The sequence below is a fragment of the Acinetobacter gerneri DSM 14967 = CIP 107464 = MTCC 9824 genome (genome assembly GCF_000368565.1).
In the GTDB taxonomy this organism is placed as follows: Bacteria; Pseudomonadota; Gammaproteobacteria; order Pseudomonadales; family Moraxellaceae; genus Acinetobacter; species Acinetobacter gerneri.
Genome location: NZ_KB849538.1, coordinates 59,196 through 77,833 on the forward strand (window position 1 = coordinate 59,196; position 18,638 = coordinate 77,833).

At 38.7% G+C, this 18,638-nt stretch carries 15 protein-coding genes and 1 pseudogene; 5 read left to right on the forward strand and 11 right to left on the reverse strand.

Going from position 1 to position 18,638, the window contains the following annotated elements; genetic code table 11:
• Positions 1-17 precede the first annotated feature (17 nt).
• The 4 genes from F960_RS03750 to F960_RS03765 all read left to right on the forward strand — a co-directional run bounded on the left by F960_RS03750 (position 18) and on the right by F960_RS03765 (position 2,796).
• Positions 18-1,199, forward strand: a complete 1,182-nt coding sequence (locus F960_RS03750) for a site-specific integrase (RefSeq protein WP_004858369.1) — start codon at positions 18-20, stop codon at positions 1,197-1,199.
• Positions 1,192-1,440 carry a hypothetical protein gene (locus tag F960_RS03755; RefSeq protein ID WP_004858371.1) on the forward strand — a complete coding sequence of 83 codons (249 nt, stop codon included), beginning with the start codon at positions 1,192-1,194 and terminating at the stop codon, positions 1,438-1,440. The genes F960_RS03750 and F960_RS03755 overlap by 8 nt, the downstream gene beginning before the upstream one ends.
• A 68-nt stretch (positions 1,441-1,508) precedes the next feature.
• Positions 1,509-2,039 carry a DUF1376 domain-containing protein gene (locus F960_RS03760; protein ID WP_004858374.1) on the forward strand — a complete coding sequence of 177 codons (531 nt, stop codon included), beginning with the start codon at positions 1,509-1,511 and terminating at the stop codon, positions 2,037-2,039.
• Between the two features lie 10 nt (positions 2,040-2,049).
• Positions 2,050-2,796, forward strand: coding sequence for an ATP-binding protein (locus F960_RS03765; RefSeq protein ID WP_004858377.1), 747 nt, complete (start codon positions 2,050-2,052; stop codon positions 2,794-2,796).
• A gap of 527 nt (positions 2,797-3,323) precedes the next feature.
• Here the strand turns inward: F960_RS03765 and F960_RS23090 are convergent.
• The 11 genes and pseudogenes from F960_RS23090 to F960_RS03815 form a co-directional block, all read right to left on the reverse strand.
• The gene (locus F960_RS23090; protein ID WP_252149998.1) at positions 3,324-3,491 is read right to left on the reverse strand and encodes a transposase; all 168 of its coding nucleotides are present in this window, start codon (positions 3,489-3,491) and stop codon (positions 3,324-3,326) included.
• A 38-nt stretch (positions 3,492-3,529) separates the two neighbouring features.
• Positions 3,530-3,811, reverse strand: a complete 282-nt coding sequence (locus tag F960_RS23095) for a transposase (RefSeq protein ID WP_004858381.1) — start codon at positions 3,809-3,811, stop codon at positions 3,530-3,532.
• Positions 3,744-3,947: pseudogene (locus F960_RS22225) on the reverse strand (transposase family protein); the annotation flags it as partial. The pseudogene F960_RS22225 and the gene F960_RS23095, both read right to left, overlap by 68 nt.
• Positions 3,948-4,298: 351 nt before the next feature.
• Complete coding sequence (gene ppk1 / locus F960_RS03780; RefSeq protein WP_004858386.1) at positions 4,299-6,377, reverse strand: polyphosphate kinase 1; 2,079 nt, start codon at positions 6,375-6,377, stop codon at positions 4,299-4,301.
• Positions 6,378-6,489: 112 nt separating this feature from the next.
• Entirely contained in the window at positions 6,490-7,758 is a 1,269-nt protein-coding gene (locus F960_RS03785; RefSeq protein ID WP_004858387.1) for an MgtC/SapB family protein, read from the reverse strand.
• 49 nt (positions 7,759-7,807) lie between these two features.
• Positions 7,808-9,400, reverse strand: coding sequence for a Na/Pi cotransporter family protein (locus F960_RS03790; protein WP_004858390.1), 1,593 nt, complete (start codon positions 9,398-9,400; stop codon positions 7,808-7,810).
• 141 nt (positions 9,401-9,541) lie between these two features.
• The gene (locus tag F960_RS03795; protein WP_004858394.1) at positions 9,542-10,666 is read right to left on the reverse strand and encodes an ABC transporter permease; all 1,125 of its coding nucleotides are present in this window, start codon (positions 10,664-10,666) and stop codon (positions 9,542-9,544) included.
• Between the two features lies 1 nt (position 10,667).
• Positions 10,668-13,424: a ribosome-associated ATPase/putative transporter RbbA gene (gene rbbA, locus F960_RS03800; protein WP_004858397.1), complete on the reverse strand. Its 2,757-nt coding sequence runs from the start codon at positions 13,422-13,424 to the stop codon at positions 10,668-10,670.
• Positions 13,421-14,479, reverse strand: coding sequence for an HlyD family secretion protein (locus F960_RS03805; RefSeq protein ID WP_004858400.1), 1,059 nt, complete (start codon positions 14,477-14,479; stop codon positions 13,421-13,423). Before F960_RS03805 ends, rbbA begins: the two co-directional genes overlap by 4 nt.
• Before the next feature lie 18 nt (positions 14,480-14,497).
• A complete protein-coding gene (locus F960_RS03810; protein WP_004858405.1) occupies positions 14,498-15,895 on the reverse strand; it encodes an efflux transporter outer membrane subunit in 1,398 nt (465 codons plus the stop codon).
• Between the two features lie 4 nt (positions 15,896-15,899).
• Entirely contained in the window at positions 15,900-16,595 is a 696-nt protein-coding gene (locus F960_RS03815; RefSeq protein ID WP_004858408.1) for a TetR/AcrR family transcriptional regulator, read from the reverse strand.
• Between the two features lie 308 nt (positions 16,596-16,903).
• Between F960_RS03815 and F960_RS03820 the strand changes: the two genes are divergently transcribed.
• Positions 16,904-18,322, forward strand: coding sequence for a hypothetical protein (locus F960_RS03820; protein WP_004858410.1), 1,419 nt, complete (start codon positions 16,904-16,906; stop codon positions 18,320-18,322).
• The last annotated feature ends 316 nt before the right edge of the window (positions 18,323-18,638 follow it).

Sequence of the window (18,638 nt, forward strand, 5' to 3'; positions counted from 1 at the left end):
CTTGGGAGGTTTAATTGATGGCTACCATCCGGGAACGAAGTGGCAAACTGATTGCCGATTTTCGCTACATGGGCATCCGTTGCAGAGAAACAACCAATCTTGAAGACAATGCCTATAACCGTCGCATTTTAAAAAAACGTCTCGAACAGCTTGAGGCAGAAATCACACTGGGAACTTTTGAATACGAAAAGTACTTTCCCAAAAGTAAACGTGTCGATGAATTTAAGGAAAAAAGAAGTCAACAAATCGCTGTACAAACCAAGGTTCCTCTTTTTAAAGAGTTTACTGCGCTGTGGTTTAAGCAGAAACAGGTTGAATGGAGAACATCCTATCAACACAAGGTTTCAATTATTATTAAAAATTATTTGATTCCTGCTTTTGGTAATCAGGTTCTCTCAAAAATCAAGAAGTCAGACTTGCTGAACTTCCGTGCATCCCTCGCCAAAGTGACTCACGGAAAAGATCAGACAAGCCTGAAAGCATCGCGGATTAATCAAATCATGACGCCTTTACGTATGATACTCAATGATGCAGCTGAACGATACGACTTTGAATCGCCTTATAAAAATATTAACAATCTGAAGGAAAGCAAGATTGAAGTCACACCTTTTTCTCTGGAAGAGGTGCATAAAATTCTTAGCACGGTGCGTGAAGACTTCCGCCCCTATTACACCATTCGCTTTTTTACGGGTATGCGTACCAGTGAAATCGATGGTCTGCAATGGAAAAATATCGACTTACAGCGTCGTGAAATCCATATCAGAGAAGCGTTAGTGAATGGTGTTCTTGGTGGAACCAAAACTTATGGCTCTGACCGCACGATCCAGATGAATGACCGGGTTTACCAAGCTTTTCTGCAACAGAAAAGCTTAAATAATGGTAAATCAGAGTTTGTATTCTGTAATCGTGACGGTGGACCTCTCGATTATCGTCTGGTGAATAAACGTGTCTGGCATCCGATCTTGCGATTTCTAGGATTAAAGCCTAGAAGAGCCTATCAAACACGTCATACCGCAGCAACGCTCTGGCTGTCGGCAGGAGAAAATCCTGAATGGATCGCACGTCAATTGGGACATTCAACGACTGAAATGCTATTCCGGGTCTATAGCCGCTACATACCCAATGTTACCCGTCGTGATGGCAGTGCATTTGAAGCCATGTTGGAAAAACTAAATACAGAGGAGCTTGCACATGAATAGTAAAGCTTTCTTTGGTGGTGTGGTCGTCAGTCCTGAAGCAGATATGGTGGCTCGTGAATTAATCCATGAGCTACACATTCCCAAACTGCACAATCTGGCATTTCTACTCAAAGTTAACAAATGCTTCGATGATCATCAGGCGTTGAGACTTTGGCTACAGCGAATGCTGGATGATGGACAAGCCCATTACGATGATTTAGCCCAACAGGCCCGCATCCGGTTAATGAGCCTGGCTCCCTGATCTAATAAATATACAAGGTCATCTACTTGATGACCTTAGCCCCTCTATACCTATAAAAAGGTGAACACATGCATAAAGATATTTCAATTTGGATGCCACTATATATTGGCGACTTACAGGCGAAATTTGCACGAATGACAGCAGAACAAATTGGTGCGGCACTGCTGTTAATGATGGATTTCTGGAAAAATGGTGCTATTCCTCATGACCTGGCGACAGTATGTAGCATCACAAAATTATCGCAAAATACCAAGGCTAAAACCTTGTTGAATACGCTGTTGGCCCTGGAATTGTTTGAAATTGAATCTGAGCAGATTCATTCAAATTTTTTAACCAGTTTAAAAAGCCAGGCATTGCAAAATCAGCAAATGAAATCTGATAAAGCTAAAAATGCAGCTCAAGCACGTTGGGGAAAATCCGCAAGTAATGCTCAAGCATCAGCCAATCAACAAAAAGTAAATACTCAAGCAAATCATGAGCATAGCCCGAGTATTACTCAAGCCATGCTTGAACCATGCCCTTCATCTTCATCTTCATCTTCATCTTCAAATTTTGAAGAAAAAAATGAGGTTTTTTTAGAAAATTCCAAATGGATTTAGGAGAAGGATCATGAATACCATGCTTAAAACGCTCCAGTTGCGCGCAGAAACAACAGAAACACTTTGCCCTACCCATCATATACCCCTGATGGAAATTGCCGGTCACAGGCTCTGTAAATTGTGTGCGAAAGAAACCGTCCATCACTCACATGCAGCCTATGCAGATGAGCTGCAACAGCGATTGCTACAACAGAAAATCAAAAACTCAGGGCTCAATAAACGCTACCTGGATCGTGGCTTCAAGAATTATGTAGTTGCCTGTCCTGCACAAGACAATGCCATCAAACTATGTCAGGCCTTTGCACAGCAGATTATTTCTGACCACAACCCGAACATGTTGATGATTGGTACACCAGGTACAGGCAAAACCCATCTGAGTGCATCAATCATTCGCAACATTCTACATAACAGTACAAAATCTGCACGCTACTATACCAGTGCAGAAATTGCTCAAAAAATGATGGACACCTGGTCAGATGCTTCACGCTCTGAAAAGGAAGTTATCGAGCATTTCTCCAGTTTTGATTTATTGGTGATTGATGAATATGGCTTGCATGACCGGCATGAGAAACGTCTGGAGATGGTGCATAAAGTTCTGTATAGCCGTTATGACAATATGAAGTCCACACTGCTAATTTCCAATTTCACATTACAGAATATGCAGCGGGATTTAGGTGTCCGATTATGGTCACGCTTACACGAGAATAATTTAATTACGATACCATGCTATTGGGAAGACAACAGGCTTCTTCCTTAAAAGAAGCAATCATAATAAAAGTGTAAAACCATCCAATATGGTTTTACACTCTAAAATCTATTAAATCATCCATTGTAAAAATAATTATATTTAAAAAAAGTTGCTTTAAAGCCACTTTTTAAATCAACTAAAAATTAATATAATGTTTACCATATTTATAAAAATGCAATATACTTATAATATATAAAATATTAATTTCTAGGAAAAAAGATGAAATTTACTGCGAACAAATTCTTAATTCCATTAAGTCTAATTATATTACTAATAAGTTTTTTAATCATTTTATACCGACTTTCCATAAATTAGATAAAATAATTCAACATACTTAACCTGAATCTCGGATAAGGATTTTTCTTCAAAAATAAAAATAAAAATAAAAAGATAAACGTTATTTTAGGATTAACTTTTACAGATATTAGATTAAATTGCAGAGCTTTTTATGATCAAAATGATCGATCAGCTCAAAGATGAATGGTCTTAACTCCTTAAGCAGGATTCAGGTTACTTAATTAGATCTCTTTCATAAGTCATTTTTCACTCAATTCCATATGGTAAATTCCAGCGATTAAGTTGAATCTCAGACCGAGTCTCTTACCTCTATTTCGGTAACGGTCAGCTAGAATTTTAAAGGTCTTAAGTCGACCAAATACGTGCTCAATCCCGATTCTTCTTCTGTTAATCTCTTGGTTATACATTTTAAGCTGAGGATCTAACTTACAGTGCCGTTTGGCTTTTAACGGCAATAGGCTCTTAGTGTAAAAACAGCATAAATTCCTTGATAGCCTTTATCTGCAAGGATAAAAGCCCCTTCAGGAATTTGATTTAAATTGCGTTTGAGCAACTCGAAATCATGCACTGCACCGGGACTGCTACATAAACTAAGAATTTGCTGAGTTTTATAGTGAATCATGGCCTGTACTTTAAAGGTATGCGTCTTTTTCTTGCCGCTATAGCTTTTCTTCTGTTTTTTTAGGTCTTTGTATTGGAATTTCTGTGGCATCCACGATGACAACATTCCAGTCTATACCTTCACCTGCAGGTAAATTCTTCGGTAAATTGAACAGGTTTGACTGAATTAAGCAGTCTTCCACATGACGTACAATTCGCGAAGCTGTTGGCTCTGAAACACCATAGCTTGTTGCAATGTGAAATAAAGTTCGATACTAGCGCCAATAGCTCAGACACAGAAGAACCTGGTCTTCGAGACTTAGCTTGGATAGTCTACCTTTAGCAGGAACCTGCTTCTGTAATTGTTCCACCATTACATAAAAGGTTGACCATGAGATGCCTGTATATCGCTTAAACTGTGTTTCAGAAAGCTTCTTCGAATCGATGTGTTTCATCAGCAGATTATGCATTAATGCTAAAAAATCCGGGGTACAAATATTAATCAAAAAGATGATCGCTTTTTTGATTTATGAAAGAGATCTATTAACTTGAAATTTTTACGCATCTTAAATTGATAAAATCCGATTTAACCAATTTAAAACCGGATTTTTTTATCAAATAATATCACCTAATAACATCTGTTGTGCATTATGAGGCTTTTGATCTTCTGTCGAGATGTTACGACACCAACTACCATCACTTTGCAATAACCATGATTGCTGATTATCCATTAAATAATTTTCTAACCCTTGCTGATAAATTCTTTTTTTGAGTCCAGTATTTTCAATAGGAAAGCACACTTCAACACGTTTAAATAAATTACGCTCCATCCAGTCAGCACTAGAACAATACACACGTGTATCACCATTATTGTAAAAATAATAGACACGAGTATGTTCAAGGAAACGTCCCACAATCGAACGGACACGAATATTTTCTGACAGTCCTGCTAGACCTGGACGTAAACAACAAATAGAACGAATTATTAATTCTATTTTCACACCAGCTTGAGAAGCTTCGTATAATTTATTAATCAATTGAACTTCGGTTAGTGCATTGACCTTAATGATAATTTTTGCCGGTTTCCCTGCTTTCGCAAGCACAATCTCATTTTCAATAAAATTCATCAACTGACTATGCAAAGTAAATGGTGCATGTAGAAGTTTCTTTAACTTCACCATTTTGCCCATACCGGTTAATTCTTGAAAAATACGATGTACATCTTCACACAAATCTTGATTGGTCGTTAATAAACCGTAATCAGTGTAAATTTTGGCATTGCCAGCATGATAATTTCCTGTACCTAAATGTGCGTAGCGCACCAGTTTTTGATTTTCTCGGCGTACCACCAAAATCATTTTGGCATGAGTTTTATAGCCGACAATGCCATATACCACCACAGCACCCGCTTCCTGTAAAACATTGGCAACAGCGATATTGGACTCTTCATCAAACCGTGCCCGTAATTCAATCACTGCGGTGACTTCTTTACCATTTCGTGCCGCCTCAGCCAAAATTTGCACAATTTCTGAATTTGCACCGCTACGGTATAAGGTCTGTTTAATGGCCAAAACATGCGGATCTTGCGCGGCTTCACGTAATAATCGAATTACAGGGGAAAATGATTCAAAAGGATGATGCAATAAAATATCTTGTTTCTGCATCGCACTGAAAATATTTGCAGATTTTTTCAGTATTTTTGGAATCACAGGAGTATGTGGCTCATAGCGTAAATATGGGCGTTTAAAATCCGAGACCAATCGAGCCAAATTAACAGGCCCGTCGACACGATACAATTGATGCGTATCCAAATCGAATTCTTTGAGTAAGTATTCATAAATATGTGTTGGACAATTTTTATTGACCTCCAAACGTACTGCCCGACCAAAACGGCGTGAACTGAGTTCGTCTTTTAAGGCTTCCGCTAAGTCTTCAACATCTTCAGTTAACGTTAAATCTGCATTTCGGGTTACTCTAAATTGATAGCAACCCGTTGCCGTCATTCCCGGAAATAAATCAGACACATGAGTATGAATAATTGAAGAGAGCATCACATGATGCTCTTTGCCTTCGGTCAACTCATCTGGCAAACGCACCACACGTGGCAATGAACGTGGTGCAGGAACCACTGCCAAATCGATCTGACGGCCAAAGGCATCCTTACCTTCCAAAGTCACAATGAAATTAAGTGATTTGTTGACCAAGCGTGGAAAGGGATGCGCAGGATCTAAACTTATTGGTGTTAAGGCTGGTGCAACCTGTTCCTGAAAATATTTTTTGACCCAATTAGATTGTGCTTGAGTTAACTCTCCACGTCTTAAAAAGCTGATGCCTTCTTCTCTTAACTGCGGAAAAATTTGCTCATTTAAAATTTGATATTGGCGTTCAATCGCAGCATGTGCTGTCTCCGAAATTTGATGTAAAATTTCTTGTGGGGATAAACCATCAGCCGTTTGTATGTCTCGCTCTTGAACAAAATGTTCCAACATAGTTGCAACACGAATTTCAAAAAACTCATCTAAATTTCTAGAAAAAATTAATAAAAAATTCAATTTTTCTAAGAGTGGATTTAAAGGATCGACCGCTTGTTCTAAGACACGTAAATTAAAATCTAAAATTGACAACTCGCGATTAATATATCGCTCAACTTGACCATATACCGGGGGGGAGGCTTGTGTAACTACGGAATTCATATACTACCCATATTTCTTAAAAGCAATGCCATTTTTAGTTGGCTAAAAATAAATAGAATTACAAAACAAAAACTTAAATACCATTCTAAAATATTGAAAATAAATCCTAAATTTACTGAATAACCATCCAAAGTACCGCCATTAAAATCGCCATATGCAGCATTTGTGCGGGGGCAAAATATAGAAAATATTTCCCGCCACCAGTTAAAAATGCATTGATGCTTTTAGAAAATGCATGTGCAGCCAAACCAATCATCATAGCGTAGACCAACGTCATCTGCTGTGGTGTTCCTTGCATCACCACCGTTGCCATGGCGGCATGCACTTCAAATAAAGAAGCGAAGAATGCCCCAATAATCAAACCGCTATCACCCAACACTACATTCAAGCCATATACCGCTGCTTGAATCACTGTCAGTGTTACCACAATGATCAAGGCTTCCTTAATGCTGAACATACGACTGTCCATATGCGTAATATCATTTTGTGGTGTAGCCTGTTGACCCATCGTCGCTTTGGATGAATGAATTAACATCAAGGCAATGATCAAAAGCACTGCAATGCCAATACTGCAAGGCAACAATAAAACCTTAAACCAAGCAAAATTAATCCCTGCGACAATAATCAGCAGCTGTAACAGGGTCGCAATACAGGAAATTAAGCCTGCACCGGCATTAGATTTGGCTTCTGCTTTGCCTGAACGGACTTCCATGCCCAAACTGGCAATAGTTGCGGTGCTAGAAACAAAACCGGATGCCAAAGATGACAACATCAAGGCTTTATTGTTTGGCAAGAGACGTTTAGCAATATGTGCCAAGGACTGTACGCCTAAAATCATGATCAGCAGTTTTAGAATCACATATGGATTGAGTACTGTGCCCCACATTGCCTGATCCGGCATCAGTGGCAACGCAATTAAAATCAGTGCCAGTAAAAACAAACCGTCACGCAGTTCAAAATGCTGAATCCAATTGCCAGCAAAATAATGCAATGACTGCTTGCCCATTAAAATCAGACACAACACTACCGCTAACCCTGCAGCAAGCGGCACATTAAACACACATAATGCACCAATCAAATAGGTCATCAAAAATGCCAGTTCAGTGGTCGCACCAATATCCTGTTTTTGTTTAATCAGGCTATAAACACAAAAAGTCGTGACTGAAAATGCACCTAAGATACCTACTGCAAGATGTAGTAAAAAACATACTGCCCCAAGCAAGGCGCAAATGGTAAATGAACGCAGTCCGGCAAAACTGGGTTCACTTTCTTTACGATTATGCTTTTCTCGTTCTAAACCGATTAATAAACCGCAGCCTAATGCAGATACCATGACTCTCAATAATTCTTGAAAGGATAAATCTAGTAATACAGTATTCAATGTCTTAGCCTCAGCACAGCTGGATAAAAAATGCGATGAATCACATTCATCAAGACTCCTCTAAAAGACGCTCATACATCACATTAGAGAAACGATAGCTATGTGCAATTAAGCGATCCATCCAACGCTGTGCAGCTAATAATTCCACCCCTTTGGACGCGCTTAATTGATTTACTTCGGTATATTCCATGACTTTTTCGCGCATTTCGGCACGATGGCTACTGGTCCATTTTTTTAAGTGATTTAAATCGGCTCTAAGACTTTCAATGACTGACTGATCTGCTAACTGTTCTATATTTGAAAAGTAACTTTCTAAAATATTGCAATAATCTAGTGCTAACTGAAAAATTGCTGGTTGTGTTCGTAGCAATATCGCATTATCTAAACGCTCTAAATCATTATGTAAGACACGTACATAGACCATTACTCGCAGTAATGATAAGAATTTTTGTTTGAGCGCAGGATGCTCAGGAATCGCTATTTTTTCTAAATACTGCTCAATATGCTGAATAATCTCATTCAGCGTATTCAACTGTTGCTGTCTAGGTAATGTACCAGTCTGAAAAACCATTTGTAGAATTTTAAAAATCTCAAATATGCTGAAATATACCGCCTTTTCCGCGGCCTGTACTGCAATGGCAGGTACTTGCAAACTTCCATCATCCAGACTGTCTAAAATGGCAGGATTATTACTTGGCAACCATTGGATAATTTTCTGTTCTAAAAATTTCAGACTTGGCATAAACATACATGCCCCCAACACACTGAATGCTGTATGAAACATCGCGAGCATAATCACTTGATCAATGCTGCTGAAAAATGCACTGTGTTTAATCAACCAAAGAAAAAACGGTGCTAACAGGAAAAATGCAGCAATCGCACTCACGAGATTAAAAATCACGTTCACAGCAACTGTACGTTTGGCATTGATCGAAGCGCCAATCACCGAAATCACGGTAATGCTGACTGCACCAATATTTTGCCCAATCACCATATATAGCGCCTGCGGCAAGTCAATCGCACCACTGACTAAGGCAGCCATAGTCGCTGTAATAGATGCACTAGAGGACTGCAGCAGCATTGCCATAATGATGCCGATCAGCACCAAAACCAATTGTGACCACAAGCTGTCATAACCAAAAAAGGATAAATCTGAGTGTACAGCAAACCCCGCCATGGCTTTTTGCAAAACATCAATGCCAAAGAAAATCAGACCAAAGCCTGCAATCACAAGGCCCAATAAAGCCATTTGGCCTTTAGCGATGAGTTTAAGCAGAGCGCCTAAAGCAATCATCGGTAATGCCAACATGGAAATGGAAAATTTCATGCCCAAAAATGCCACAATCCAACCAGTACTGGTTGTGCCGATATTGGCACCAATCACTACACTCATGGCTTGCGTGAAACTGAGTACCCCTGCTCCGACAAAACCAATGGCGGCGACAATTGTTGCTGTAGATGAATGCACCAGCAATGTCATACCCAAACCTGACAGCATGGCTTTAAACGGCGTTGCCGTAAACCTTGTCAGTAACTCCTTCAAGGTCTGACCTGCAATTTCTTTAAGGCTATCAGTCAGTAACGTCATACCAATTAAAAATAGACCGACACCGCCACATAGTTCAGAGAGAATTTGAAGCACTACATTCCCCTATAAATTTCAAAAAAATTATGCTATTCAATGACATTTATTTAAATCTTGCACCATTGAATTATTATCAAAGAATAAAAAAAAAGCAGGCAGACTATTCAGGGAGTCATCTGCCTGCAAAAGGGAAACCCTTTACGCCATGGTATGAATCGTGTCTTTAAAGCGCTTCCAAGACACATAAAAAAACACTGACGCAATACCTAACAACCATACAAATGATGGCCACACCACATCGAATCCTGCATTACGGTATAAAATGGCCTGAGCCAAAGAGACGAAGTGTGTAGTTGGGGCAATCATCATGACCTGCTGCACTATTTCCGGCATGCTTTCACGTGGGGTTAACCCACCTGACAACATTTGCATTGGAATTAGTACCAACATCATTAGCAAGCCAAACTGCGGCATGGATTTCGAAACGGTTGCCATATAAATACCCATCGAAGTAGTTGCAAACAGTGTGAGTAAGGCGCCAAAGAAAAATAGCGGCAAACTGCCGTCAATCGGTACATGCAATACACCTTGAACCACGACTTTTAAGCCAACAAATGCAGCGATTAATACCACAAGACTCATTGACCAGACTTTGGACATCATGATTTCAAATACCGTTACTGGCATTACCATCAAATGTTCAATGGTGCCATGCTCACGTTCACGAATCAGCGCTGCACCAGTCAGAATAATTGAAAGCATTGCCACGTTATTAATAATCTGCATGACACTCATAAACCATTGCTTTTCAAGTGTTGGATTAAAACGCGAGCGTATCGCCAAATCTATAGGCAGATTAGTGACTTCACGGTTACGCAGCACATATTCATTCACTTCAGACTGAATCATCTGCTGAATATAGCCTGCACCCGACATAGCTTGAGTCATACGGGTTGCATCAACATTGACTTGAATCTCCGCACTTTCGCCAGACAACACATCTTGCTGAAAATTGGCTGGAATATTTACTGCAAAAGTAAACTCACCTGCATCCATACCCTCATCCATCGTGTTCAGCGTTGTCGTTTTACTGGTAAAATTTGGAGGATAAAATGCTGAAGAAATCCGTTCAGACAAAGTTGAATGATCCTCATCAACAATCGCAATCGGCGCCATATTCAATGTTTCTTTTACAGCAGTTGATGATGTGTAAACTGATACAGTAAAAGTGTAAATAATTAACACTAGCATGATTGGATCACGCCAGAGACTCCAAAGCTCTTTACAGCCGAGCTGATAGATATTCTGTAATTTTGTGAACATCTTATTGCTCCTGTTTCTTCAGCAAGGCAATAGCAGCAAACATTACTACCGGAACAGCCATGGCAATGATCCAAATGGCCTGTTTCAAATCATCAAAGCCCAAACCTTTATTAAAAATTCCACGACTGATATTGACCATATGCGTTGCCGGATAAATTTCCCCAAACCAGCGTCCAAACCCTTCCAAAGACGATACAGGATTGATAATTCCAGCAAACTGCATAACTGGTATCAAAGTCCCAATCATGACTAAAAACATTGAAGCAATCTGGCTTTTGGTAATAGTAGATGCCAATAGCCCCATACCTGTGGCAAAAATTACAAACAAAAAAGAAGTTAAGGTCAGAGCAAAGAAGCTACCTTTTACAGGTACATCAAATAAAGTAACCATGACCAAACACATAAGGAAATAGTTCAGCATTGCCAACAAAATATACGGAATCTGTTTACCAATTAAAAATTCTGTTCGCGTCACTGGTGTGACATACAAATTCACAATCGAACCTAATTCTTTTTCTCGCACCACAGATAAAGCAGTCAGCATGGCAGGAATCAACAGCAGTAATAAAGGCAGTACTGCGGGCGACATTGCTGGCAAACTTTTAATATCTGGGTTATAGCGGTAGCGGGTTTCAACACTCACAGCGCTAGATGTTTTATAACCACTTTGTTCTAATGCTTTTTGCATCAGCCAATACGTGTGAATCCCCTGCACATAACCTTGCACAGTTTCTGCACGCTGTGGCATCGCACCATCAATCCACGCAGCGACTTGCACCTGTTCACCACGAGCAACATCACGAGCAAAATTTGGCGGAATTTCTATCGCCAAGGAAATATCCCCACTACGCATACGCTGATCAATATCATCATAGCTTTGCAGCGATGGTTGTTCGATAAAATAGCGCGACCCTGCAATACTCATGCTGTAGTTTTGACTTAAGCTCGTTTGGTCACGATCCAGCACAGCGAATTTGAGGTCTTCAACATCCATGGTGATGCCGTAGCCCATGACCAGCAGTAAAATTAATGACCCCATTAAAGCCATGGTGGCGCGAATCGGATCACGCGCCAACTCCAAAGATTCACGCCAGGCAAAACTCAATAACCGGCGCAAACTGAATTTTTTTGGCTTGGCATTCAGTTCTTTACTGCCATTTGTTTCAGCAATACTTTCCGCCAAATCATTGGGCTGATCTTTAGTGCCTGCACCAGCATCAATCAAATAACCGATAAAAGCTTCTTCAAGTGTTTCAGCATGGCGGTTTTTAATCAGCTGTGCTGGTGACGCACTGTCAAGCACCCGTCCAGCGTGCATCATTGACATTCGGTCACAGCGCAAGGCTTCATTCATAAAATGCGTTGAAATAAAGATCGTGACCCCATCATTACGCGACAAATTGATTAAATAGCGCCAGAAATTATCACGCGCAATCGGGTCAACCCCAGATGTTGGTTCATCCAGAATTAAAATTTCAGGATTATGCACCAGTGCCACTGCGAGTGATAAACGCTGACGAACCCCCAAGGGCAAATCATCAGGCAGTTTTTCTTTCACATTCTCAAGATCAAAACGCTCGAGCATCAGTTGTACACGCGGCTCAATTTGCTCTTGTGGCACATGAAATAATTTGGCATGCAATACCAAATTCTGCACAATAGTCAGTTCGCTATACAGGGAAAAAGCCTGCGACATATAGCCCACACGACGCCGGGTTTCAATATTGCTGCCTTCAACGGGCTGACCAAACAGCCATGCCTGCCCTTCCGATGCTTCTAAGAGGCCCGTCAGCACTTTCATGGTGGTAGATTTACCGCAGCCATTTGAACCTAGAAAGCCAAAAATCTCACCACGTTTAATTTGAAAATTAACATGATCTACAGCAGTAAAATCTCCGAATTTTACTGTTAAATCTTTCGCTTCAAGTGCAAAGGTATCTGAACCATAATCCGGCAAGGGCGGGATCACGACAGGTTCATAACCGGCTTTTTTTTCTTCTGGCAGCAATTTAATAAATGCATCTTCTAAGCTGATGCTTTGGGTTTGACTGAGCAGCTCCTGCGGTGTGCCAGTTTTTAAAATTTCCCCATCATCCATCATGGCAAGCCAGTCGAAACCTTGTGCCTCATCCATATAAGCAGTAGCAACAATTACACTCATATGTGGACGAACTTTGCGAATACGGTTAATTAATTCCCAAAATTGCGCTCGCGCCAAAGGGTCAACCCCTGTTGTAGGCTCATCTAAAATCAGAAAATCCGGATCATGAATTAAAGAGCAGCATAGACTCAATTTCTGCTTCATCCCGCCAGAAAGTTTTCCTGCTGGGCGATCTAAAAAATTGTATAAACCTGTACTCTTGGTCAGTTCATCAATTCGTTTGCGGCGCTCGATGGCATCATGTCCAAATAACCGGGCCACAAATTGTAAATTTTCTTCAACAGTTAATGTTTTATAGAGGTTTTTTCCTAGACCCTGAGGCATATAGGCAATATATGGGCAGACCTGAATTCGATGATATTTATCTGCAATATCACCACCCAAGACTGTTACTTTCCCCTGCTGCACAATTTTAGCACCTGACAACAAAGCCAATAAGCTAGATTTACCTACCCCATCTGGACCGATCAAACCAATCATGCAACCTGCAGGTAACGTTAACGACACTTTATTAAGCGCGACTGTTTTTCCATATTTCAGGCTGACATTTTCAATTTCTGCAACAAACGATCCTTTTTCAGATTGTTGTGTCATCATTTAGCTTTTTTCTCTAAAAATGTCGGCCACACTGCCTGATCATCAATTTTAATATATGCCACACCCGGCAAACCTGTTTTGACTTGTTCAATATTATTGTTTAATAAAGTGGGATCAATTTTCGCTTTAACACGGAACATCAATTTTTGGCGTTCGCTTTCAGTTTCCACCGATTTTGGTGTGAACTGTGCAGTATCTGCAACAAATGACACTTTGGCAGGAATCACCACATTTTTCGCGGCATCCAACACAATGCGAACTTCTGTACCAATGGCGATATGCCCTGCGACAGTTTCCGGCAAAAAGAAGGTCATATACACATCAGACAGATCAATCAGATTTAAAACACGTCCACCTGCTGCCACCAATTCACCCGGCTGTGCAACACGGAACTGCACTCTTGCTTTTAATGGAGCACGTAATTGCGCATCATCCATATCAAATTTAATACGTTCAATCGATGCTTTGATTGCGTCAACTTGAGAGTGAGCCGCTGAAACTTGACTTTTAGAGGCCACGATCGCACCTTGCGCACTTTGCACTTGTGCTTTAGCTGCGCTTAATACCGCTGCTACTTGCTGTGCAGAGGCACGTTCATCATCGAGTTGCTGCTTTGATGAGGCTCCCTCTTTGGCTAAAACCTCAGTACGCGCCAAACGGTTTTTAGCGGCCATCAATTCGGTTTCACGCTGCTGTACCATTGCCTCAGCAGCAGATTTTTCACTAATGCGCATTGACACTTGTGCTTCAGCAGTGGCAATTGCATCCTGTGCTTGACGCTGCTGGGCTTCCAATTCACGCAATTGGGCCTCTAAAGTAGAAATTTTAACCCGCGCCAAGATTTGACCAGGCTCGACAAAGTCACCTTCTTTAACCAAAATTTCTTCTAACTGACCAGATAGCTTACTAGATACGTTAATTTCAGTGGCTTCAATACGTCCATTGCCACTGACTAAGGCATCAGTGTCTGGCTTATTCATATTTTTCCAGATCAGATAAGCGACCAACCCTAAAACAACGATGAACCCAGCAATGGTTATTTTCTTAAAATTCATGTTTAATTACCCAATATTTTAAATTTTTTTTGCAAATGCGGTGTCACCACCCAAGGCAAAATAAAGACTGACATAGGACTGCATTAAGCTACTTTGCGTTTCAATCAATTGCTGTTCTGCACTAAGTAAATTGCGCTGTGCATCCAAAACGTCTAAATATCCCACAGCACCGTTGTCATAACGCAGTTGTGCCAGCCGTGCAGTTTCCTGGAAAGCACTGAGTCCTTGTTTCTGAATCCGTAATTGTTGATCTAAATATTTCTGTTGAACCAGTGCATCAGAGACTTCACGGAATGCGTTCTGTACCGTCTTTTCATACTCTGCCACTGCAATCTCTTTACGCACTTCTGCTAAGGTCAAATTATTTTTTAGACGACCCGCAGTAAAAATCGGCACACTGATACTTGGAGCAAACGACCAAACACTGCTGCCAGATTTAAATAAATCGTCTAAATCTGCACTGGCTGTTCCAAAACTGCCCGTCAGTGCGATACGTGGAAAAAATGCTGCGCGTGCCGCATAGATATTGGCATGCTTAGATTTAAGCATTGCTTCCGCAGCATGAATATCAAAACGGTTCAACAATAAGTCTGAAGGCAAACCCGTTTGTAGCATACTTGTTTTAAAAGTCACTTGATCTAAATCTGTTTTAGGCAAAGAAATCGGCTGTCCCACCAATTGCACTAAATAGTTTGCAGTCAGTGCACGGGATTTCTGTAATTCAGCCACCAAAGCTTGACCATTACTGAGCATTGTTTTTGCTTGCATGTATTCCACTTTAGAGCCTGCACCCACCTCAAAACGGCGCTTAAAAATTCGTACTGATTTTTCATAATTCTGTACAGAACGCTGAGCAAAATGGATACGTTTATCCAGTTCAGACAGCGTTAAATAACTTTGAACAGTCTGCTGCATAATACTATTGCGTGCTGCATGCACATTGCTTTCAACTGCAAGAAATTGCTGCAAAGCCGCTTCATTCAAGCTGCGGATACGACCCCACAAATCCAGCTCCCATTGGTTCATGCCAAGACCCACAGAATACTGACTGGATGTCACTTCTCTACCGACATAAGATAAGTCGGCAGGCACATGACTGCGTTCCATGCTCGCAGTACCACCTATATTGGGAAAAAGTTCAGCACGTTGAATATTATAAGCCGCTTGTGCTTCATGCATACGTAATGAAGCAATCTTTAAATCCTGATTCGCCACTAGTGCCAGATCGACAATATTAATAAGTTGTTGATCTTTGACATAATCAATCCAAGAAAGTGCTTGGTAAGAGTGCTGAGTTTGAATCGGATAATTATGAGATAAAGAAATTTTAGGCTGTTGATAAGGATCTATTTGTTGACAACCAGTAATACTGAATATAATTAAAAAACTACTATATTTTAATTGGGTAAATTGCATAATATTATTCACCCCAAAAATTAATAGAATGATACAAATGAGAATTTGAAAACATATTTTTTAAATGAATACAAACTAACTGCTTCAATCTAATTTCAATATTAAAATTAGGATCTACCATCCAGTTATGAACTAAACCCATCAATGATGTTTTAATAAAATCATGTACCATTTCAATATCTACATTTCGTGATAATTCCTCTAGAGCTAATGCTTCTTTAAGCCATTTAATAGTGTTTTCCTCACGCATATTATGAGATTTTACCAGACATTCATTTAAAATTTTATTTTGTTCTAAACCATAAAATCTCAACCAAAAATATGCTCTATATTTTTCACGATACAAATAAAAATCATCTGAAATACTTAAAATTAATGAATTAATAGCATCTAAACCATATTTATTATTAGTTGCAATTTTAGATTTCTCATTTAACCAGTTTTCCAAATAATTTAAAACTCGAACAAGTAATTGATCCTTAGAACCATAGCGCCTAGAAACTAAACCGCGACTGTATCCAGCATTCACACCTACTGCCTCTAATGTAACTGCATTAACGCCACCTTCTGATAGAAGCTTAATAGTCTGATTCACCATCTTAAAATCAGATTCAATTGCTCTAACCTGTGTCTTTTTCTTAAAAAAAGCATTATTCAAGTTTTCTTTATGTTCTAAAACAGTTGAAATCTCAAGACTCATAACAGCCCCCTTCCAAAGACATATAAAAATATTGCTGTCGACAACTTTTTCTTATAAATAATATAAACTTAAAATAAAAAAAGGTCAAAAATTAATATTTTAATATTTTAAATATCAATAAAAACAATAACTTATATTAACCACACTAATAAAAATAATAATTAAAAAAATACCGATCTTTTTAGTCAGTTTTGTTTTACTGGCACAAAAAAAAGTTGTTGCAAAACAACTTTAATCATAAAACAATAACATTGACTACAACTGAATTTATAATTATTTTATTAAAAATTTTTTAAACGAGACTTAAAATGAATTATCAAGACCTCTCCATTAAATTAATTCAAGAACAATATAAACTCAAGAATTCTAAATCAAAGAGTATATTAGTAATAATTGGCGGAATTGAACTAACGCGAAAAAATGAATCAATCAAAAAGCTAAGTGAATTAATGGATCCTAGATATTTAAAAATTAAGGCTGAAACCCCAAATAGAGTCAAAGAAAATAAATTAATTTGGCAACCATACATAAATGACATTCCAAAAAATGGACAAATCATGTTTTTTTATGGAAATTGGTATACTGATTTACTAGCGTCAACTATATTAAATGATGAAAAAATACAAAATAATGCATTCAACGAACACTTAAAGCGTATATATGAATTTGAAAGTTACTTAAAAAATAATAATGTAGATATTATTAAAGTTTGGTTTGAAGTTTCATGGAGCAAAGTAAAAATTCGCACAAAAAATATTGATATTATTAATAAAATCCAAAGAGTTCCACGTTTTACATGGGATGATTTTCCACAAAAAAAATGGAAAACTAAAACCTTATACAATCAAATTAAAACTTTAAGAAATAGATTCACCCACGATTGGGTAATCATTAATAGTGAAAACAATATAGAAAGAAATACACAGTTTTCTCAATTAATACTTAAACATCTAAAACTACCACCTGTACAAATTAAGAATAAATTAAAATATCAGGCGGCACCTATTCCTTCAAGTTTAACTCAAATAAAAAAAAGTGAAATTAGCCACATAGAGTATAAAAAAACCATTAAACAACTAGAAAGGAAAGTCGCAGATGTTCTACGTTATTCATCACATAACGTTGTATTAGTTTTTGAAGGTATGGATGCCGCAGGTAAAGGCAGTTCAATTAAGCGCATCATTAAATTTCTAGGGCTACACGAATATAATATTCATAGTATTTCAGCACCAGAAAATTTTGAACGATTACGTCCTTATTTGTGGCGTTTTTGGAATAAGCATTCAACGAATGGGGCACTTAATATTTTTGATCGCAGCTGGTATGGACGTGTACTTGTAGAACGTGTAGAAGATTTAATTAACCCAATAGAATGGCAAAATGCTTATGAAGAAATAAATCAGTACGAAAAACAACTGTCTGATACGAATACAATTGTTATAAAATTTTGGCTAGCAATTTCAAAAGATGAACAATTACGTCGTTTTTACATGCGAAAAAATACACCTCAAAAAAACTTCAAATTAACAGAAGATGATTGGCGTAATAGAGAAAAGTGGGATGCCTACTTACAAGCAGCATCAGATATGTTCAAATACACGAGCACAGATATTTCTCCTTGGTACATCATTGCCAATGATAGTAAATATGCTGCACGAATTGAAATTTTGCAAACTATCCTTCATAGCGTACAAAATAAAAATTTAGGTCACTTAGAAAACTTATAAGATTATATAAAGATATTTTATAATCAAATCAGGTGCCATTAGCATCTCGAAAGAATGAGTCCAAAAGCATTTGAAACAGCTTCAAAATGAGGCTGTCTCATACTGGGATAACTAGAGCTGTCCCCTATGAACTCAAAATAATAGCCCTCTAGGTAAAGAGGTCCATTTTAATTTTGAGGCTGTATTAATTTAATATTCAACTTCTTTCAGTTCTTTAGCTAATAAAAATTTCCAAGCTCCGTTTTTATCAGGCTTGAAACTATACCTCTAATGTGTAAATAAGGCTGAAAACTCGAGTGGGAGATTGATTGCTTAG